The following is a 15738-nucleotide window of genomic DNA, read 5'->3' as shown; positions in this document are numbered from 1 at the left end:
GCATCAGTAAACGTCACCCCTATCAACGCGCTTGGAGAAATCCGTCTCCGCACCTGTGGCCAGAATTTTAGCCTGCGCGACCCACTCATCGCGGCTGACCCGGCCCTTGAAGCCTTCGAGATTGGCATCGACCCAGGCGACCTGTTGATCGGTCCATTTCGCGATCTGATCGAAATGGTAAAAGCCCAGCTCGTTCAGCATACGCTCCATCTTCGGACCAACACCCTTGATTTCCTTGAGGTTGTCAGGCTTTCCATCGCGGGCTGCAGACAGAGTCTCAGGTTTTTCACCCTCATTACGGCCTTCAAGCACACCGTCATTGTCGAGATCAGGAATGTCGTGGTCATCACTTTCAGCGGTCGTTTCGTCCGCCGGATCCTGCGCTTTGTCTGCTGCGCTGTCCGAGGAAGCGCCAGACGCGTCGGTGGTGGCTGCATCTGATGATGCAGCCTCGCCTTCCGAAGCTTTGCCTTCGTAGCGCCACTCGCCCTTGCGATGGGCAATATCCTCCTCACCAGGCAGCAAGGTACCGGTGCTGACAACGGCGGATGCGTCTTTGTCATCTGCTGCGGTCGAAGCGTCAACTGAAGCGGCACTGACCTGATCCGTCTCATCTTCCACGGACAGCGCATCACTTTCGGCCTGATCATCTTGGGTTTCAGAGGCTACCGGCTGATCTTCAGTCGGGGCCTCGTCGACGCCCTCATCGGCGGAGGGTTCGGAGGGTTCAGATGTCTGGCTGGCACTTGCAGCCGTGTCATCGTTGCCAATTTCATCCCTTGCGACCTCATCTTCGGACGTATTGGTTTTTGAAGCACTATCGGCGACATCATCAGACGCGGCGCCCTTACCAGCATCGGTGGGCGCGTCGCTTTTATCCGAGGTCTTTACGTCATCGGCAGTATCACCCTGCAATGCAGAAGCTGATCCAGCCAGGGGTGCCGCTGTCGCGTCTGCTGTGCAGAACCAGGTCGGCAGAAAATACGCGGCAGCCCCAGCCGCCAAAACCCCCAAAAGCAGCGCCAGCAGGAAATGCCAGCCCAGGGTCACATTGAAAAACACAAGCGCTAGTATCCCGAACAGTGCGGACACGATCCAACACATCACGCGGCAATTTCCTAGCAATCCCATTAGTCCGTTCATAGTGTCACCCTCCCTCAGTTGGGGTTACTTCTTTGCGAACTCCCTGGCCTGACTAACCCATTCGTCGCGGGTCACGCGGCCTTTGAACCCTTCAAGATTGTCGTCCACCCATGTGATTTCCGCCTTGGTCCAGTTTGCAACCTGATCGAAATGGAAAAAGCCCAGTGAGTGTAGCAGCTTTTCAAGCTTTGGTCCTACACCACGTATTTTCTTAAGATCGTCCGGCGTGCCATCGCGTGCCTCAGACAGGCCCTCCGGGCGTACTGCTGGGGATGTTGCTGCCGTCTCATTCGCCTTTGGCGCCGACGGAATAACTTTTTGAGCATCCGGCGCCGGTTGGGCGCGCGATACGGTTTCTTCCTTATCTTCGTTGGAAACCACTTTCGGTTCAGCCTTAACTGGCTTCGCCTTTGGCGTCCCCTCTGCTTTCTTTGAGCTACCGGCAATCCGCATCGGCGCAGAAATCTCGCCATCCGTTATGCGGGCAACAGTATCCCCCATCTTTTGGGCCAGATCGACAGAGGCATTAGCCTGTTCTGCCACCACGCCGTCGACAAGTGTTGTCCGTCCACCTGCGGCTTCTGACGAGAAACGACCATTTTGCGGTCCAGGAAGCGGCACTTCGCCATGTGAAAGCTGATCAATGATATCTGCCAGCTTTTCGGCAGTCAGGTCTTCGTAATAATCCTTACCGATCTGAGCCATGGGCGCGTTCGCACAGGCCCCGAGGCATTCCACCTCTTCCCAGCTGAACTTTCCATCTGCAGAGACCTGGTGCGGGGCTGGAGCGATCTTATCCTTGCACACGCCCACCAGATCCTCGGCACCGCAAATCATGCAGGACGTGGTTCCGCAAATCTGGATATTAGCGACAGATCCAACGGGTTGAAGTTGAAACATGAAGTAAAATGAGGCGACTTCCATCACCCGAATACGCGCCATGCCCAGCATATCAGCGACATATTCAATCGCAGGCTTGGTGACCCAGCCTTCCTGTTCCTGCGCACGCCACAACAGTGGGATGACCGCACTCGCCTGCCGTCCCTCGGGGTATTTGGCAATCTGCGCCTTTGCCCAGACCAGGTTTCCCGGGGTGAATTCGAAGCTTTCAGGCTGCTCTGAGTATAGGCGGCGAAGCATGTTGCTAGTCCTTTGGGTATTTTTGCGTATGCTTAAGCGGGTTGCCGGGATAGACCAGAAAAATCTCCGGAGCCCGGTTCGCTGGTGCTGGGGGGCGATCAGGGGACATGCCAGAGTTTCAACACTATCACCGAAATCTTCCATCTCGGGCCGAACAATGCTGGATGGCGCATGGTTCTGGTCCTGCCAGTCGGCACAATCACACTGTGGATGGTTAACGGCGCCTTTGTAGTGGGCATGGACCGGATTATAGGTGCGATTGCAAGCCATGGGCCAGCCCACAAGTCATCCGGAGGGAAAAGCAACGCGCCCGCTGGCACGTCCGCCCCTGTTGCCGGTGTCCTTGAGGTTTGAATCTGGCCCATGCCTGATCATGCTTTCTTTCTGGCTTAGCCCTTAATCTCGCTCAAGCCCATACATACGGCGCTGGGTAGGTTGTCTGCCTGAGCCTGTACGTTGTTGATCTTGTGCGCCGCCATATAGTCGTCCGAAACTTCCAACTGGCAGATCACAGAGCCTTCTTCACCTTCGACAACAAAGACGCCCGGACGCACAGAGAAGTACCCGACCGAGGCATCGATATAGTCTGACAGCGTGTCATTGCCCGTCTCACTCAGCGTGAAACAGTCGTAGGACGCGCCTGCACCTCCAGCTGCAAACGCTTCGTCAGATACGGAAATCTGGCAAACACGGTTTGGCTGATTTTCGTTGCCTTCGATAACCACGAGGCCCGGGGCAAGGTTAAAATAGCCGATCGACTCCGTGACAACGGTATTCAGATCAGCATCCTGTGCGGTTGCAGCGGTGCCCAGCAGAAGTGCTGGAATTGCGAAGAGATATTTCATGTCAGTTGCAGTCCTCGGTTAGTAATTTGAGATGTTTTTCGTCTTCATCAAGCAAAGCGCGACCGCTTTCGATCAAAGCCTCAACCATCGGTCCGACTTCATACGTGGTGAAGTCGTGTTTCGGCAGAATTTCGTCCGCCTGATCCTCCGTCATCGTACAGCCGTTCTCAACAACAAGCTTCAGGAAAAGCTCTTCCCGCTCGTTCGTTTCAGCGCTTACAGTGCTGGCACTGAAACAAGCCAGTGCGATCAATATCTTCTTCATCTCTACCCCTTCTCAGAAAAGTACGGCTGCGATTGCAAAGGCCAGCTGTTCCTGCGGAACAATATAGCCTGAAAAAGCAAGGCCAAACGCCACAAGCAACATCAACGGTCAACCTCACCGAACACGATATCCAGCGAGCCAAGCACGGCGGATACGTCCGCCAGTTGGTGGCCGCGCGATAGATGGTCCATCGCCGCCAGATGCGGATAACCGGGTGCCCGCAACTTGGCCTTGTAGGGGCGGTTGGTTCCGTCAGCGACCAGATAAACGCCAAATTCGCCCTTCGGCGCCTCGACTGCTGCGTAAATCTCACCCGCAGGGACATGGAACCCTTCGGTATAAAGCTTGAAGTGATGGATCAGCGCTTCCATCGAGGTTTTCATATTCGCCCGGGTCGGGGGCGTTAGCTTGCCGCGCGCCAGTACGTCCTGGCCTTCGGTTTCGGAAAGCTTATCAATACACTGCAAGATGATCTTCAGGCTTTCACGCATCTCGAGCATACGGCACAGATACCGATCATAGCAGTCGCCATTATTGCCGATGGGGATCTGGAAATCGAACTCGTCATAGCATTCATAGGGCTGCGCGCGACGCAAATCCCAGGCCATGCCAGAGCCACGGACCATCACGCCGGAAAACCCGTAGTCAAGCGCATCCTGACGGGTTACAATGCCAATATCGACATTGCGCTGCTTGAAGATGCGGTTTTCCGTAAGCAGGCCGTCGATGTCATCCAAGGCTGCCGGGAACTCTTCGCACCATTTCGCAATATCCTCGATCAGGTCTGGTGGCAGGTCCTGATGCACCCCGCCTGGGCGGAAGTAAGCCGCATGCAGACGCGCCCCGCAGGCACGCTCATAGAACACCATCAGCTTTTCGCGTTCCTCAAACCCCCAAAGCGGCGGGGTCAGTGCACCGACATCCAGGGCTTGCGTCGTGATGTTCAGCAGATGGTTCAGGATACGACCGATTTCACTGTAGAGCACCCGGATGAGGCTGGCCCTACGCGGAACCTCAGTGCCGGTCAGGCGCTCAATCGCCAGACACCATGCGTGTTCCTGGTTCATTGGCGCTACATAGTCGAGCCTATCAAAATAGGGCAGATTCTGCAGATAGGTGCGGCTTTCCATCAGCTTTTCGGTGCCGCGATGCAACAGGCCAATATGCGGATCGCACCGTTCCACAATCTCGCCATCCAACTCAAGAACCATCCGCAAAACGCCATGTGCTGCAGGGTGTTGCGGGCCAAAGTTGATGTTAAAATTGCGGATGCGGCGTTCGCTAGCCTCTCTGCCAAACGAGCAGTCATCATACTTGCCGCGCTGGATGTCACCTGCCATCATCTCAGCCTTTCACATAGTTCAAAGCAGCTTCCGAGTACTCGGAAAAATCATGCAATCCGTCCGCCGGAACTGCGACCCATTCTTTCATCGGGCGACCCGCACCAGATGGGCCCCAAAGGCATGCCCCGTCTTCGGACAGAGCTTTCGCCTGCATATCTCCGGTTAGTTTGAAGACCAAAAAATCCCCTTGAAGCGCGGCGAACGCCTTGCCACCAACTTTCAAACATGACTTCCCAAACATCTGCCCAGCAACAATTGCGTCAAAACCGCCATAGCGGTCGATCAGTTTTACATATGCCTGTTCCGCCAAACTGGTCATAAAGAATTCCTAGGTCGCTTTTTTCTCATCACCGGGCAGAATATACTCTGCCCCTTCCCAAGGGCTCATGAAATCGAACTGGCGGTAATCCTGGACCAGGTCCACCGGTTCATAAATCACGCGTTTTTCAGCCTCATCGTAGCGAACCTCGACATAGCCAGTGGTCGGGAAGTCCTTGCGCAGCGGATGCCCCTGAAAGCCGTAATCGGTCAGAATGCGGCGCAAATCCGGATGGCCCGAGAACATGACGCCATACATGTCAAACACTTCGCGCTCATACCAATCAGCCGCCGGGAACACTGAGGTGATGGAGGGCACAAGCTCCCCGTCCCGCACCGACAGTTTCACACGGATACGCTGGTTCTGGGTCATCGACAGGAAGTGATAGACCACCTCGAACCGCTTTTCCCGGGCGGGATAATCGACAGCCGTGATGTCGATCAGCGTAGTGAACTGACAATTGCCGTCAGCCTTCAGAAACGAGACAAACTCCGCCACGTTAGCAGGTGACACAACAGCCACCAGCTCGTCGCGCTCTACACCCACCTCAATAATCGCATTGGACTGGCGCAGTTCCAGCGTTCCGGCCAGCTCTTGCAGAACTTCTGACATGCTGCCCCCTTACCTAACGATGGTGCCGGTGCGGCGCATTTTGCGCTGCAGCTGCAGAATGCCGTAAAGCAGCGCCTCAGCAGTCGGCGGGCATCCCGGGACATAGATATCCACCGGCACAATCCGATCGCAGCCGCGCACCACGCTGTAACTATAGTGATAGTAGCCGCCGCCATTAGCGCACGACCCCATAGAGATCACATAGCGCGGCTCAGGCATCTGGTCGTACACCTTGCGCAGCGCCGGGGCCATCTTGTTGGTCAGCGTGCCCGCCACAATCATTAGATCGGACTGACGCGGAGAGGCCCGCGGCGCTGTACCAAAACGCTCCAAATCATAGCGCGGCATGGAGGTATGCATCATCTCAACCGCGCAACAGGCCAGACCGAAGGTCATCCAGTGCAGCGATCCGGTCCGCGCCCAGTTGATTACAGATTCAGTGGAGGTCAGCAGGAAACCCTTGTCCTGCAACTCCGCATTCAGGGCCAACGTCGCAGCCTCTTTATCGGCCCCTGCCCCGGTATTGGCGATCACTCCCATTCCAGGGCTCCTTTCCGCCACTCATAGGCAAATCCAACGGTCAACACGCCCAGGAAGACGACCATCGACCAGAACCCGAAAACGCCGACATGCTGCAAGCTGGCCGCCCAGGGGAACAGAAACGCGACCTCAAGGTCAAAGATGATGAACAGTATGGAGACGAGGTAAAAGCGCACGTCAAACTTCATCCGGGCATCATCGAACGCGTTAAAGCCGCACTCGTAGGCCGACACTTTCTCAGGATCAGGATTGCGCACGGCGACAACAATGGCCGCCAGCACCAGAACAAGGCCAAGTGCGATAGCAAGGCCAAGAAAAATCAAAATGGGAAGATATTCGCGGAGAAGATCGGACACGGGGGGCAAACCTTTCGTCACACCGGTATTGCTGCCTGAGCGCAGTGCGGTCTGGCGACCCCAGACAAACACGCCCCTTGCTAGCGCCACGCCCAGCCAAGGTCAACCAGATGATGGGACAGAAACATTGCCATTTTTATGGCCTGAAACTGTTAAGCCGTGATACATACCAGAATGGAGCAAACGGCAGGATTGAACCCAGACCTACCAAAGTAACTTTGCAGCTTATATGTTTCCGAGTAACTTAATCACACCCACATTTGATGGTTTCTTATGGCGCACACAAACAAGGTTATTCGTTCAATGAATTTGGATGGTGGAACAATCTGCGTCGATATTTTTCTTCGCCCTGACGGTACGTATGGATTTGATCAGTTTCGGAGAGATCCGGAGGATGGTAGAGGTTGGTACAGTATCGGGCACTATGGGGCGGCATCTTTCGACACCTTTGATCGTGCTTTGGCTGAAGCAAAGACAAAGGTCTCATGGTTGAGCGATGAAATCTCTGAATGACTGTTTTAGCCCATGTCCCAGACATTACACTTTGTCCGAACCCATTTACAGGCGAGGTTTAGAGCGCCTTGTTGCGAAACGAATCCCGTAGGGACGCGACCAGCATTCTTTAAACCCTCAAACCAAAGTCAGGGGGCGGATTGAGGCGTGTTTTAGGCGGAGTGTGACAAAACTCTGTTAGTATCGAGAATATAGAAGCCATAATCCATCCAAGATGCTGAAAAGCATAGGTATATTTTCCTGTAAAAAACCAGACAAATCGTTGCGTTTGCCATTAACAGGCCATGCTCCGCTGTTATTATACTGGTGGGGAGCATGTGGGGTAAAGTTGAGTACACCCTGCGTGTCGGGGAATGTAAAGGTTGCGTTATGGTAAGCTATGTTGCGCGTGCGATGGCAGGGCTTCGCAGAAAAGCTGTCGAAGAAGATGGGGCCGCTGGCACTGAATGGGTCGTCGCAACGGCGATCGTTGTTCTTTTTGCCGTGCCCGTTCTTGCACTTATTGGATCCGGCTCAAACAGCAGCAGCCAGGTCGTTGTGAAGGCCTTAGAAAAACCGAACGAAGTGACCATTTCCGCCAGCTATGCGCCGATCGAGGACGATGCTGACGAAGGTGAAGGTGACGATGAAACCGAGGTTGCGGGAAACAGTACCACCGAAAGCAGTGTCCCTGGTCTTGATATGGGCGTCGGATACGACATCACTGAAGAGCAGTCCAGGATAGGATACAGCGAAAGCGCGCCGCAATATGGCGGCATGCAGGTCAGGTCGCGGAATTCAAGCGCAACGTCTGGCAGCGGTTCCGCACAGCGTCGTCAAAGTGCCAATTCCAGTAGCAGCGATGTGCGCATGGGTGGTCACAGTATCAACATGCCTGATGCCAGCCCTGTCGAAACCACGCCCGAGAACCGCCCACTGATGGTTATTAGTGTTGCTCGTCGGGACAAGCAGCCGGTTCAGAACGCAAAAACACAGGAAGTACGCGTTGCTGCGGACAATGTCGTTGCCAGCGGCCCGCGACGCACGTCTGACGCATCGCAAGAACAACATGCGGAAAAGTGCAAGCAAGAGCTGCGCCCCAAGTTTCTGGAACGCGAGCCGACCTTTGCCCAGGGTGGCGGGCTGGACGAAGCATTGTTTGACACTGGTGATATTCCCTTAAGTCCGCAGCAAAATGGGCTTTTTGACGATGGCGAGTTGCGTATTCTTGATGAAAACTCCGCCGACCCGGCCAAAACTGATTGTGTGGAGGAGCGGGCGCTGGTGACTGCTGCGGGCGAACAGTTGGGTGATGGCACGGTTCTCGGTATGGTCACGATCAGCGCGTCCTCGGACGGGGCACCAGTCCGACGTGCTGCACCGCTCAACCCGCTGGGCATGACCGGTTTGCCTGTTCCCGGCGGTGCCAAATCTACAGAGCGCAAAACTGAGAATGTGAACGATGTGGTCGCAGCCCTCGATAAGACCACTGAGGCGGCAGTTGCCCCCGAAATGCCATTGGAGGTGGCGTTCGACGTGCAATCTGCCGCCGGTTTTGCTGGCCTTGCTGAACTGACCGCAGAGGTCAGCTACACGGCCGCAAAAGCCCCCGCCGTCCGTCAGTCCGGTCGCTGAAAGCCGACACTGACGGACCTTAAGGGCGCGCCTGCCACGGCGCGCCTTTTTTCTGTCCCGCACCATTTTGCCGTTGCCGCCACCGGTGATCGCCCTATGGTCCTGCCGGCAACAATGATAGGGACGCTCATGCAAGCTGCCATCTCGGTCGCATCTCTCAGTAAGGTTTATGACGGCGGGCACACTGCGCTTAAGGACGTGTCGATAGATATTCGCGAAGGCGAAATTCTGGCCCTGCTGGGTCCAAATGGCGCAGGCAAGACGACGTTGATCTCAACCATCTGCGGCCTGACACGCCCGACCTCGGGCAGTGTTCATGTCATGGGCCATGACATTCAGCGCGACTACCGTGCGGCGCGCAAACTGATCGGGCTGGTGCCGCAGGAAATCATGCTTGAGCATTTTGAGACGGTCAACAACACCGTCACATTTTCCCGTGGCCTGTTCGGTCTGCCCCCTGATCCCGCGCGGATCGAGAAAATCCTGCGCGACCTGTCCCTTTGGGACAAGCGTGACAGTCAGATCAAGGCCCTGTCCGGCGGCATGAAACGCCGCGTTCTGATCGCCAAGGCGCTCAGCCATGAGCCCCGTGTTTTGTTCCTGGACGAACCCACTGCCGGCGTTGATGTGGAACTGCGCAAGGATATGTGGGATCTGGTCGAGCGCCTGTCGCAGGACGGCGTCACCACCATCCTGACCACCCACTACATAGAAGAGGCGGAGGCCATCGCCGACCGCGTCGGCGTAATCAATGCAGGCCAGGTGTTGCTGGTGCAGCCCAAGGATGAATTGATGCGGCAGCTGGGTAAAAAGGCCCTTACCGTCCACCTGCAGGAGCCTGTTACCGCCCTGCCCCCTGCCCTGTCAGACTATGACCTGACATTGGCTGAGGATGGCCGGGCCGTAATCTATCATTACGACACCGCCGCAGATCGCACAGGCATCACCACCCTTCTGGCAGCCCTGAACGCCGAGGGCCTGAAGCTAAGCGATCTGTCAACCAAGCAAAGCACGCTGGAAGAAATTTTTGTTGATCTTGTGAGGGCAGACCCATGAATTTTCACGCGATCAAGGCAATCTATAAGTTTGAAATGGCCCGCACCTTCCGGACCCTCGTGCAAAGCGTGATCTCGCCCGTGCTGTCGACCTCCCTCTATTTCATTGTCTTCGGCTCGGCCATTGGGTCCCGCATCGACACGATTGAGGGTGTGGAATACGGCGCTTTCATCGTGCCAGGCCTGATCATGCTGTCGCTGCTGACCCAGGCGACCGCAAATGGATCCTTCGGCATATTTTTTCCCAAATTCGTGGGCACAACCTACGAATTGCTGTCCGCCCCCATTTCATTCTTCGAGATTATCCTCGGCTATGTCGGGGCGGCGGCGACAAAGGCGCTTCTGATTGGGCTGATCATTTTGGGGACGGCCGCGCTGTTTGTCGATCTGCAGATCGCCCACCCTGTCGTGATGCTTCTGTTTCTGGTTCTGACCTGTATCTCATTCGCGTTGCTGGGTTTTATCATCGGGTTGCTGGCCAATAATTTTGAGCAGTTGCAACTGGTTCCATTGCTGATCATTACGCCCATGGTGTTTCTGGGCGGAAGCTTCTATTCGGTCTCCATGTTGCCGCCGTTCTGGCAGACAGTGACGCATTTCAACCCGGTGCTTTATCTGATCTCCGGCTTCCGCTGGAGCTTCTATGAAGTATCGGATGTCAATGTCTGGATCAGCCTGGTGGCGATTACCGGATTTCTGGTGATGTGTCTGGGGGTGATCTGGTGGATTTTCCGCACCGGGCACCGCCTGCGCCCCTGACCCCTTTTCAGATGCGTCCCGCCACCTTATATAAAAAGCGTTCCTTCGGGGACTATGGCAATAAACGCGCACGTAATAAGCGGATCGGACCCGGGGGCGGTACCCGGCGGCTCCACCAAAATCCTTCGTTTGGGGATCTAGGGGCCGAAACAGGATCGACGGACGTCTAAAGGTGTTAGCTTTTGCTCGGCTGGAAGCCACCGTTATCGGCGCAATCAAGCTAGTTGCAAACGACAACAAAGCTCCGATGGCTCTCGCAGCGTAAGCTGTGCGAACATCGAAATCTAAGCCCTAAGGCCTAGCAGCTTTAGGCGGGGTTCGCAGGCACCTGGCAACAGAAGCCTGCACTTCCCTCTTTCTATGCCAAGCGTGCCAGAGCGTTACTGTTGCGAGTCTGAATATCCAGAAGCGGGCGATCATGAACCGCCCGCCCCGGTTTGACGTTATTGCGGTTCGATCCACCACACTTCAGGCAGAAAGCCAATCCAGTCGCCATAGACCGGGATCGTCTCTGCCGGGTATTTTAGCTCAGCCTTATGGGCCAGCAGAGATACATCCGAGAACCAGAATGGCACAACATAGCGCCCGGTGGTCAAAATCCGGTCCAGCGCTTTGGTTGCCGCGACAAACTCGTTCTGACCTTCCGCTGTCAGCATGGTCTGGACCATCGCCTCGGCCGCAGGAGAGTTCATGCCCATATAGTTGCGGGTCCCCGGTGTGGTCACGCCATCAGACCCCCAATAAAGCATCTGTTCGTTACCCGGGCTCAGCGACAGCCCCCAACGATTGATGATCATGTCGTAATCATAGTCAGCGCGACGCGCGGTGTATTGCGCGTCGTCCATCAGTTCTACCCGGGCGGAAATCCCAAGCGACTGCAGCATTTCGACATACATATTCGCCTTTGCTTCCCCGGCATCGCCACGCAGGGTAATTGCGAACTCGAAAGGCGCGTCATCGGCATTGCGCAGGACGCCCTTGTCATCGACTTCCCATCCCGCCTCGGTCAGCAGTTTTTTCGCGGCGCGGATATTGCGGCGGTTAGTGCCTCCGTCGGAGACCGGCAGGTCATACCCGTCCAGCGCGCCCGGCAGCAGATCGTCTGCGAACGGCTCCAGAAGCTCACGAACTCGCCCCTCGGCGGGTCCATGTGACATACCCAGCGGCGAGTTGGCGAAGTAACTGGTGCGACGCGGATAGACCCCGTCATTGATCGTCTTGTTGACGAATTCGAAGTCGAAGACCTTGATCAGAGCCTCTCGCACCCGCCAGTCGGCAAAGATTGCGCGCCGCGTGTTGAACACGAACCCTTCCATGCCCGAGGGGCGCTGGTTCGGCACAACGGATTTCACAATCCGGCCTTCGGTCACTGCTGGAAAACTGTACTCCGTTTCCCAGCGTGCCGGGCTGCCCTCCCGAAAGACCGAGGTTTCGCCAGCGCGAAACGCCTCAAAGATCACGTTGTTGTCGCTGAAATAGTCATAGCGCAGAACATCTATATTGTTCTGCCCGCGATTGAACGGCAGGTCCTTGCCCCAGTAATCCGGGTTGCGGCGAAACTCGATATAACGTCCCGGCTCGAAATCGCTGACTACATAAGGGCCAGAGCCGGTGACCAGATCCAGCGAGCTTTCTTCAAAGTCCCGACCGTCCCAATCGGCCTTGCGCAGGATCGGGCGCAAGCCGAGGATCAGGGGCAGTTCATTGTCGACCACGTTAAAGGTGAACCGCACACCCCGCTCGCCAACTTTCTCGGCCTTTTCGACCTTGTCCCATGAATTGCTATACCGTGGATGACCTTTTTCAGCGAGAGTCTCAAATGACCAGATGACATCTTCGACAGTCACCGGCGACCCATCAGAGAATGTCGCCTCCGGCCGAAGCTGAAATTCGACCCATTCGCGATTCGGCCCGGTCTCAATCGATTCGGCCAAAAGCCCGTAAAGCGTGAAAGACTCGTCCCAGGATCGCCCCATCAGGCTTTCAACCACATGCGTCCGAACCCCCCAGGGCGCGCGGCCCTTGCGGATATACGGGTTCATGGAATCAAACCCACCACCTTCACCGAAGACGACCTTACCACCCTTGGGTGCGTCAGGGTTGACATATGGTAGGGACACAAAATCCGGTGGTAGGGCCGGTTCGCCATACATAGCAATGCCATGTTTCGGCTCAGCCAGTGCATTGGTTGCGATCAGCGCCAGCGTTGCGCCAAGCGTTGCGATCCTGTTCATCGCGGTATCCCCCTCTCGATTTGCCTCGAATTTCACCCCAGCTTAACGTGCCCGTCGGCGAAGTTGAAATTTTATCTTGGCCGCCGAAGTCTCTTTGCGTATAAAGGACTTACTGCTCGATAGGTTTCTTGCCTGTATGAAACCTGCCTCAATAACTTAACGCCCTCCTTGTGAGGGCGTTTTTTTATTGGCTTTTCCCGTCTTTGTCGCAGTTTGCAGAACATACTGCGAATCCCTCCTTCGCTACCGCAGCATTTTGCACTAGTTTCCGCCTATATAAGGATCAACAGGAGGACTGGGGCGTGTCAATCAAAGGAAAAGCGGCGGTTATCACCGGATCAAATTCAGGTATCGGCCTGGGCATCGCGGAAGAACTGGCCAAACTCGGCGCCAATGTTGTCCTGAACTCTTTCACCGACCGGGACGAAGATCATGCGCTGGCCGCAGAGATCACCAAGCGCGGCGGCGGCAAGGCTGTCTATATCAAGGCCGACATGTCAAAAGGGGAAGACTGCCGCGCCCTGATCGACAAGGCAGCTGAGGCGCTGGGTCAGATCGATATTCTGGTCAATAACGCAGGCATACAGCACGTTGCTGCTATCGACGAATTCCCGCCCGAGAAATGGGAAGCAATCATCGCGATCAACATGTCCTCGTCTTTTTACACCACCGCTGCCGCCCTGCCCCGGATGCGCAAATCTGGCTGGGGCCGGGTGATCAACATCGCCTCGGCGCATGGGCTGACCGCCTCTCCCTATAAATCCGCCTATGTCGCGGCCAAACACGGCGTTGTGGGCATGACAAAGGTTGTCGGTCTGGAAACCGCCGAAGAGCCGATCACCTGCAACGCCATCTGCCCCGGCTATGTGCTGACCCCGCTGGTGGAATCGCAGATCCCCGATACCATGAAGAAATACGGCATGGACCGCGAGACCGTCATCCGCGAGGTTCTGCTGGAACGTCAACCGTCAAAATCCTTCGCCACAACAGAACAAATCGGCGGCATCGTCGCCTTCCTGTGTTCGCCCGCCGCGGAACAGATCACCGGCACCACGATCTCGGTGGATGGCGGCTGGACCGCATTGTGAAGACGATCAACCTGGCCCTGCAGGGCGGCGGCGCGCATGGGGCTTATACCTGGGGCGTGCTGGATCGCCTGCTTGAGGAAGAGCGGATCGAGATTGAGGGCATCACCGCAACCTCCGCCGGGGCGATGAACGCCGCCGCGCTCAAGGCCGGTTGGGTTCGGGATGGGCGCGACGGGGCCAAAGCAGAACTTGCCGCTTTCTGGCAGGAAATCGCCCTGGGTGCCAAGTTGCCAGAAAACGGGCTGACCGCGTGGCTGGCTGCCTTCACGCCTGCCCCCGCCCTTTTCGCCCAGATAATGGAGATGAGCCCCGCCTATCTGGCCGGGGATGTCCTGACCCGTGTCCTGTCGCCCTATCAATTCAATCCGCTGAACATCCATCCCCTGCGCCAGGTGCTGCGCAAGATGCTGGATTTCGACAAGGTATGCGCCGATCAGGGGCCAAAGCTGTTTATCTCGGCCACCAATGTGCGCAGCGGCAAGATCAAGGTGTTTTCTGGTGAAGAGATCACTGAAGACGCCTTGCTGGCCTCGGCCTGCCTGCCCACCATCTATCAGGCGATCGAGATTGAGGACCCCAAGACCGGCCAACGCGAAGCTTATTGGGACGGCGGTTACATGGGCAATCCCGCCCTTTTCCCACTGTTTTATAACACCAAAGCGCGCGACATCGTCATCGTCCATATCAACCCCATCCGGCGCGAAGAAATCCCCCGTACCTCGGTTGAAATCGTCAACCGGATCAACGAAATCAGCTTCAACTCGTCGCTTTTACGCGAATTGCGTGCGATTGATTTCGTGCATCGCCTGATCGAGGATGGATCGGTCAAAGCACAAACGATGAAAGACATTCTGGTGCATTCGATCATGGATGATGAGCTGATGACCCAACTGGGCGTGGCAACCAAACTCAGCCCGGACCGCGCCTTTCTGGACCGCCTGAAAGCGGCGGGTCGGGCAAGTATGGATACCTTCCTCAAAACGCACTGGGCAGATATTGGCCAACGTGGCACGGTAGATTTGAAAGCAATGTTTCAATAGGCACTGGTCTGCAAGGTCAGAGGCCGGGGACCACAAGAACGAGGGGAAAACCGTGAGATATCAGTTCGTCATCTATGCGCTTGCTTTATTCGGGCCGCCCGCCGCTTTTGCCGACTGCCCCAAAGAGATGGACACGTTCATGTCCTGCCAAATTTCCGGCAAGCCAACCGAGGTTGCGGTTTGCTTTGATCTTTATACGGTCAGCTATGCCTACGGACCGGTTGGCGGGGCGCCGGACCTGACACTGTCCGAAACGGTGCAGGACGCGCTCTATGAACCCTGGTCCGGCGTCGGAAGGGCGATCTGGGAAAGCGTGACGTTCTACAATGATGGCTATGCCTACGAAGTCTTTGGCGGCTTCGACCGCCCGTTTTCAGAAGAAGAATCCCAGCAGGAGAACCGACACTTTGGCGGCATCAACATCCTAAAAGACGATCAGCCCGTCGCAAATTTGGAATGCAAACCCGAAACAGTAGCCTATGTCTATGGCAACGGGCTTTATGATGTCAGAACCAACGCCGGACAAAGCTGGGACAGGCAAACCGGCAACTGGGAATAGCTCGCTGCACATTCAGCTTTTAGCTTATAGTAAATAAGAACACTGATGGAAGTCGATCATAAGCGAAAAAGACCGCCATTAAAGCGTTTCGGGATAAACCTGAGACAAAAGATTATCCTGAAACGCAGTGATAAGCCTATATGGTGTACGCGTTTCGATTTTATGCGATGTCTCAAGGTAAACTCGAAACGCTTTAGAGCACCGTCCATTTAATCTGCAACATACCCGGCAGCCTTGAAGAGATTTCGGCACTCGTCTGGTGGGAAGAGGTCGCATGTTTGTGCAACGGATTTGAAAAGCGCTTCGAAGGTGC

16 protein-coding genes and 1 other RNA gene are annotated in these 15738 nt (G+C 55.8%); 7 read left to right on the top strand and 10 right to left on the bottom strand.

All coding sequences use genetic code 11. The annotated features are described in order from the left end of the window. Positions 1 to 3: 3 nt before the first annotated feature. From ACW9UQ_RS07695 to ACW9UQ_RS07655, 9 genes are all read right to left on the bottom strand, one after another. Positions 4 to 1143, bottom strand: coding sequence for a hypothetical protein (locus ACW9UQ_RS07695; protein WP_458930427.1), 1140 nt, complete (start codon positions 1141 to 1143; stop codon positions 4 to 6). A 24-nt stretch (positions 1144 to 1167) separates the two neighbouring features. After that, positions 1168 to 2283: an NADH-quinone oxidoreductase subunit E gene (locus ACW9UQ_RS07690; protein ID WP_458930426.1), complete on the bottom strand. Its 1116-nt coding sequence runs from the start codon at positions 2281 to 2283 to the stop codon at positions 1168 to 1170. A gap of 389 nt (positions 2284 to 2672) precedes the next feature. Then, positions 2673 to 3128: a hypothetical protein gene (locus tag ACW9UQ_RS07685; RefSeq protein ID WP_458930425.1), complete on the bottom strand. Its 456-nt coding sequence runs from the start codon at positions 3126 to 3128 to the stop codon at positions 2673 to 2675. A 1-nt stretch (position 3129) separates the two neighbouring features. Further along, positions 3130 to 3393 carry a hypothetical protein gene (locus ACW9UQ_RS07680; RefSeq protein WP_458930424.1) on the bottom strand — a complete coding sequence of 88 codons (264 nt, stop codon included), beginning with the start codon at positions 3391 to 3393 and terminating at the stop codon, positions 3130 to 3132. A 101-nt stretch (positions 3394 to 3494) separates the two neighbouring features. Further along, entirely contained in the window at positions 3495 to 4736 is a 1242-nt protein-coding gene (locus tag ACW9UQ_RS07675) for an NADH-quinone oxidoreductase subunit D (protein WP_458930423.1), read from the bottom strand. A gap of 1 nt (position 4737) precedes the next feature. Further along, positions 4738 to 5055 (bottom strand): TfoX/Sxy family protein, encoded by a 318-nt coding sequence (locus ACW9UQ_RS07670; protein ID WP_458930422.1) that lies wholly within the window; start codon positions 5053 to 5055, stop codon positions 4738 to 4740. Between the two features lie 9 nt (positions 5056 to 5064). Then, the gene (locus tag ACW9UQ_RS07665; protein WP_458930421.1) at positions 5065 to 5667 is read right to left on the bottom strand and encodes an NADH-quinone oxidoreductase subunit C; all 603 of its coding nucleotides are present in this window, start codon (positions 5665 to 5667) and stop codon (positions 5065 to 5067) included. Positions 5668 to 5676: 9 nt separating this feature from the next. Continuing rightward, the gene (locus ACW9UQ_RS07660) at positions 5677 to 6207 is read right to left on the bottom strand and encodes a NuoB/complex I 20 kDa subunit family protein (RefSeq protein WP_458930420.1); all 531 of its coding nucleotides are present in this window, start codon (positions 6205 to 6207) and stop codon (positions 5677 to 5679) included. After that, positions 6198 to 6563 (bottom strand): NADH-quinone oxidoreductase subunit A, encoded by a 366-nt coding sequence (locus ACW9UQ_RS07655; protein WP_458930419.1) that lies wholly within the window; start codon positions 6561 to 6563, stop codon positions 6198 to 6200. The genes ACW9UQ_RS07660 and ACW9UQ_RS07655 overlap by 10 nt, the downstream gene beginning before the upstream one ends. Positions 6564 to 7445: 882 nt before the next feature. Here ACW9UQ_RS07655 and ACW9UQ_RS07650 point away from each other — a divergent pair. The 4 genes from ACW9UQ_RS07650 (at position 7446) to ssrA (ending at position 10853) form a co-directional block, all read left to right on the top strand. Continuing rightward, positions 7446 to 8690, top strand: coding sequence for a hypothetical protein (locus ACW9UQ_RS07650; protein WP_458930418.1), 1245 nt, complete (start codon positions 7446 to 7448; stop codon positions 8688 to 8690). Between the two features lie 129 nt (positions 8691 to 8819). Then, on the top strand, positions 8820 to 9746 hold the full coding sequence (locus tag ACW9UQ_RS07645) for an ABC transporter ATP-binding protein (RefSeq protein ID WP_458930417.1): 927 nt from the start codon (positions 8820 to 8822) through the stop codon (positions 9744 to 9746). Continuing rightward, positions 9743 to 10504, top strand: a complete 762-nt coding sequence (locus tag ACW9UQ_RS07640) for an ABC transporter permease (protein WP_458930416.1) — start codon at positions 9743 to 9745, stop codon at positions 10502 to 10504. The genes ACW9UQ_RS07645 and ACW9UQ_RS07640 overlap by 4 nt, the downstream gene beginning before the upstream one ends. After that, positions 10505 to 10853: a transfer-messenger RNA gene (gene ssrA, locus ACW9UQ_RS07635) on the top strand. Between the two features lie 94 nt (positions 10854 to 10947). On the opposite strand, the gene ACW9UQ_RS07630 is transcribed toward ssrA, so the two are convergent. Further along, positions 10948 to 12738: an extracellular solute-binding protein gene (locus tag ACW9UQ_RS07630; protein WP_458930415.1), complete on the bottom strand. Its 1791-nt coding sequence runs from the start codon at positions 12736 to 12738 to the stop codon at positions 10948 to 10950. A 302-nt stretch (positions 12739 to 13040) separates the two neighbouring features. On the opposite strand from ACW9UQ_RS07630, the gene ACW9UQ_RS07625 reads away from it, so the two are divergent. Genes ACW9UQ_RS07625 through ACW9UQ_RS07615 form a run of 3 tightly spaced genes read left to right on the top strand, consistent with a single transcriptional unit; the run spans position 13041 to position 15425 of the window. After that, positions 13041 to 13826 (top strand): 3-hydroxybutyrate dehydrogenase, encoded by a 786-nt coding sequence (locus ACW9UQ_RS07625; RefSeq protein ID WP_458930414.1) that lies wholly within the window; start codon positions 13041 to 13043, stop codon positions 13824 to 13826. Continuing rightward, complete coding sequence (locus ACW9UQ_RS07620) at positions 13820 to 14866, top strand: patatin-like phospholipase family protein (protein WP_458930478.1); 1047 nt, start codon at positions 13820 to 13822, stop codon at positions 14864 to 14866. The genes ACW9UQ_RS07625 and ACW9UQ_RS07620 overlap by 7 nt, the downstream gene beginning before the upstream one ends. Before the next feature lie 52 nt (positions 14867 to 14918). Then, positions 14919 to 15425 (top strand): hypothetical protein, encoded by a 507-nt coding sequence (locus ACW9UQ_RS07615; protein ID WP_458930413.1) that lies wholly within the window; start codon positions 14919 to 14921, stop codon positions 15423 to 15425. The last annotated feature ends 313 nt before the right edge of the window (positions 15426 to 15738 follow it).

The organism is Halovulum sp. GXIMD14793 (genome assembly GCF_054457435.1).
The sequence above is the reverse complement of the archived record's forward strand: the minus strand, read 5'-3'. Positions and strand labels throughout refer to the sequence as shown.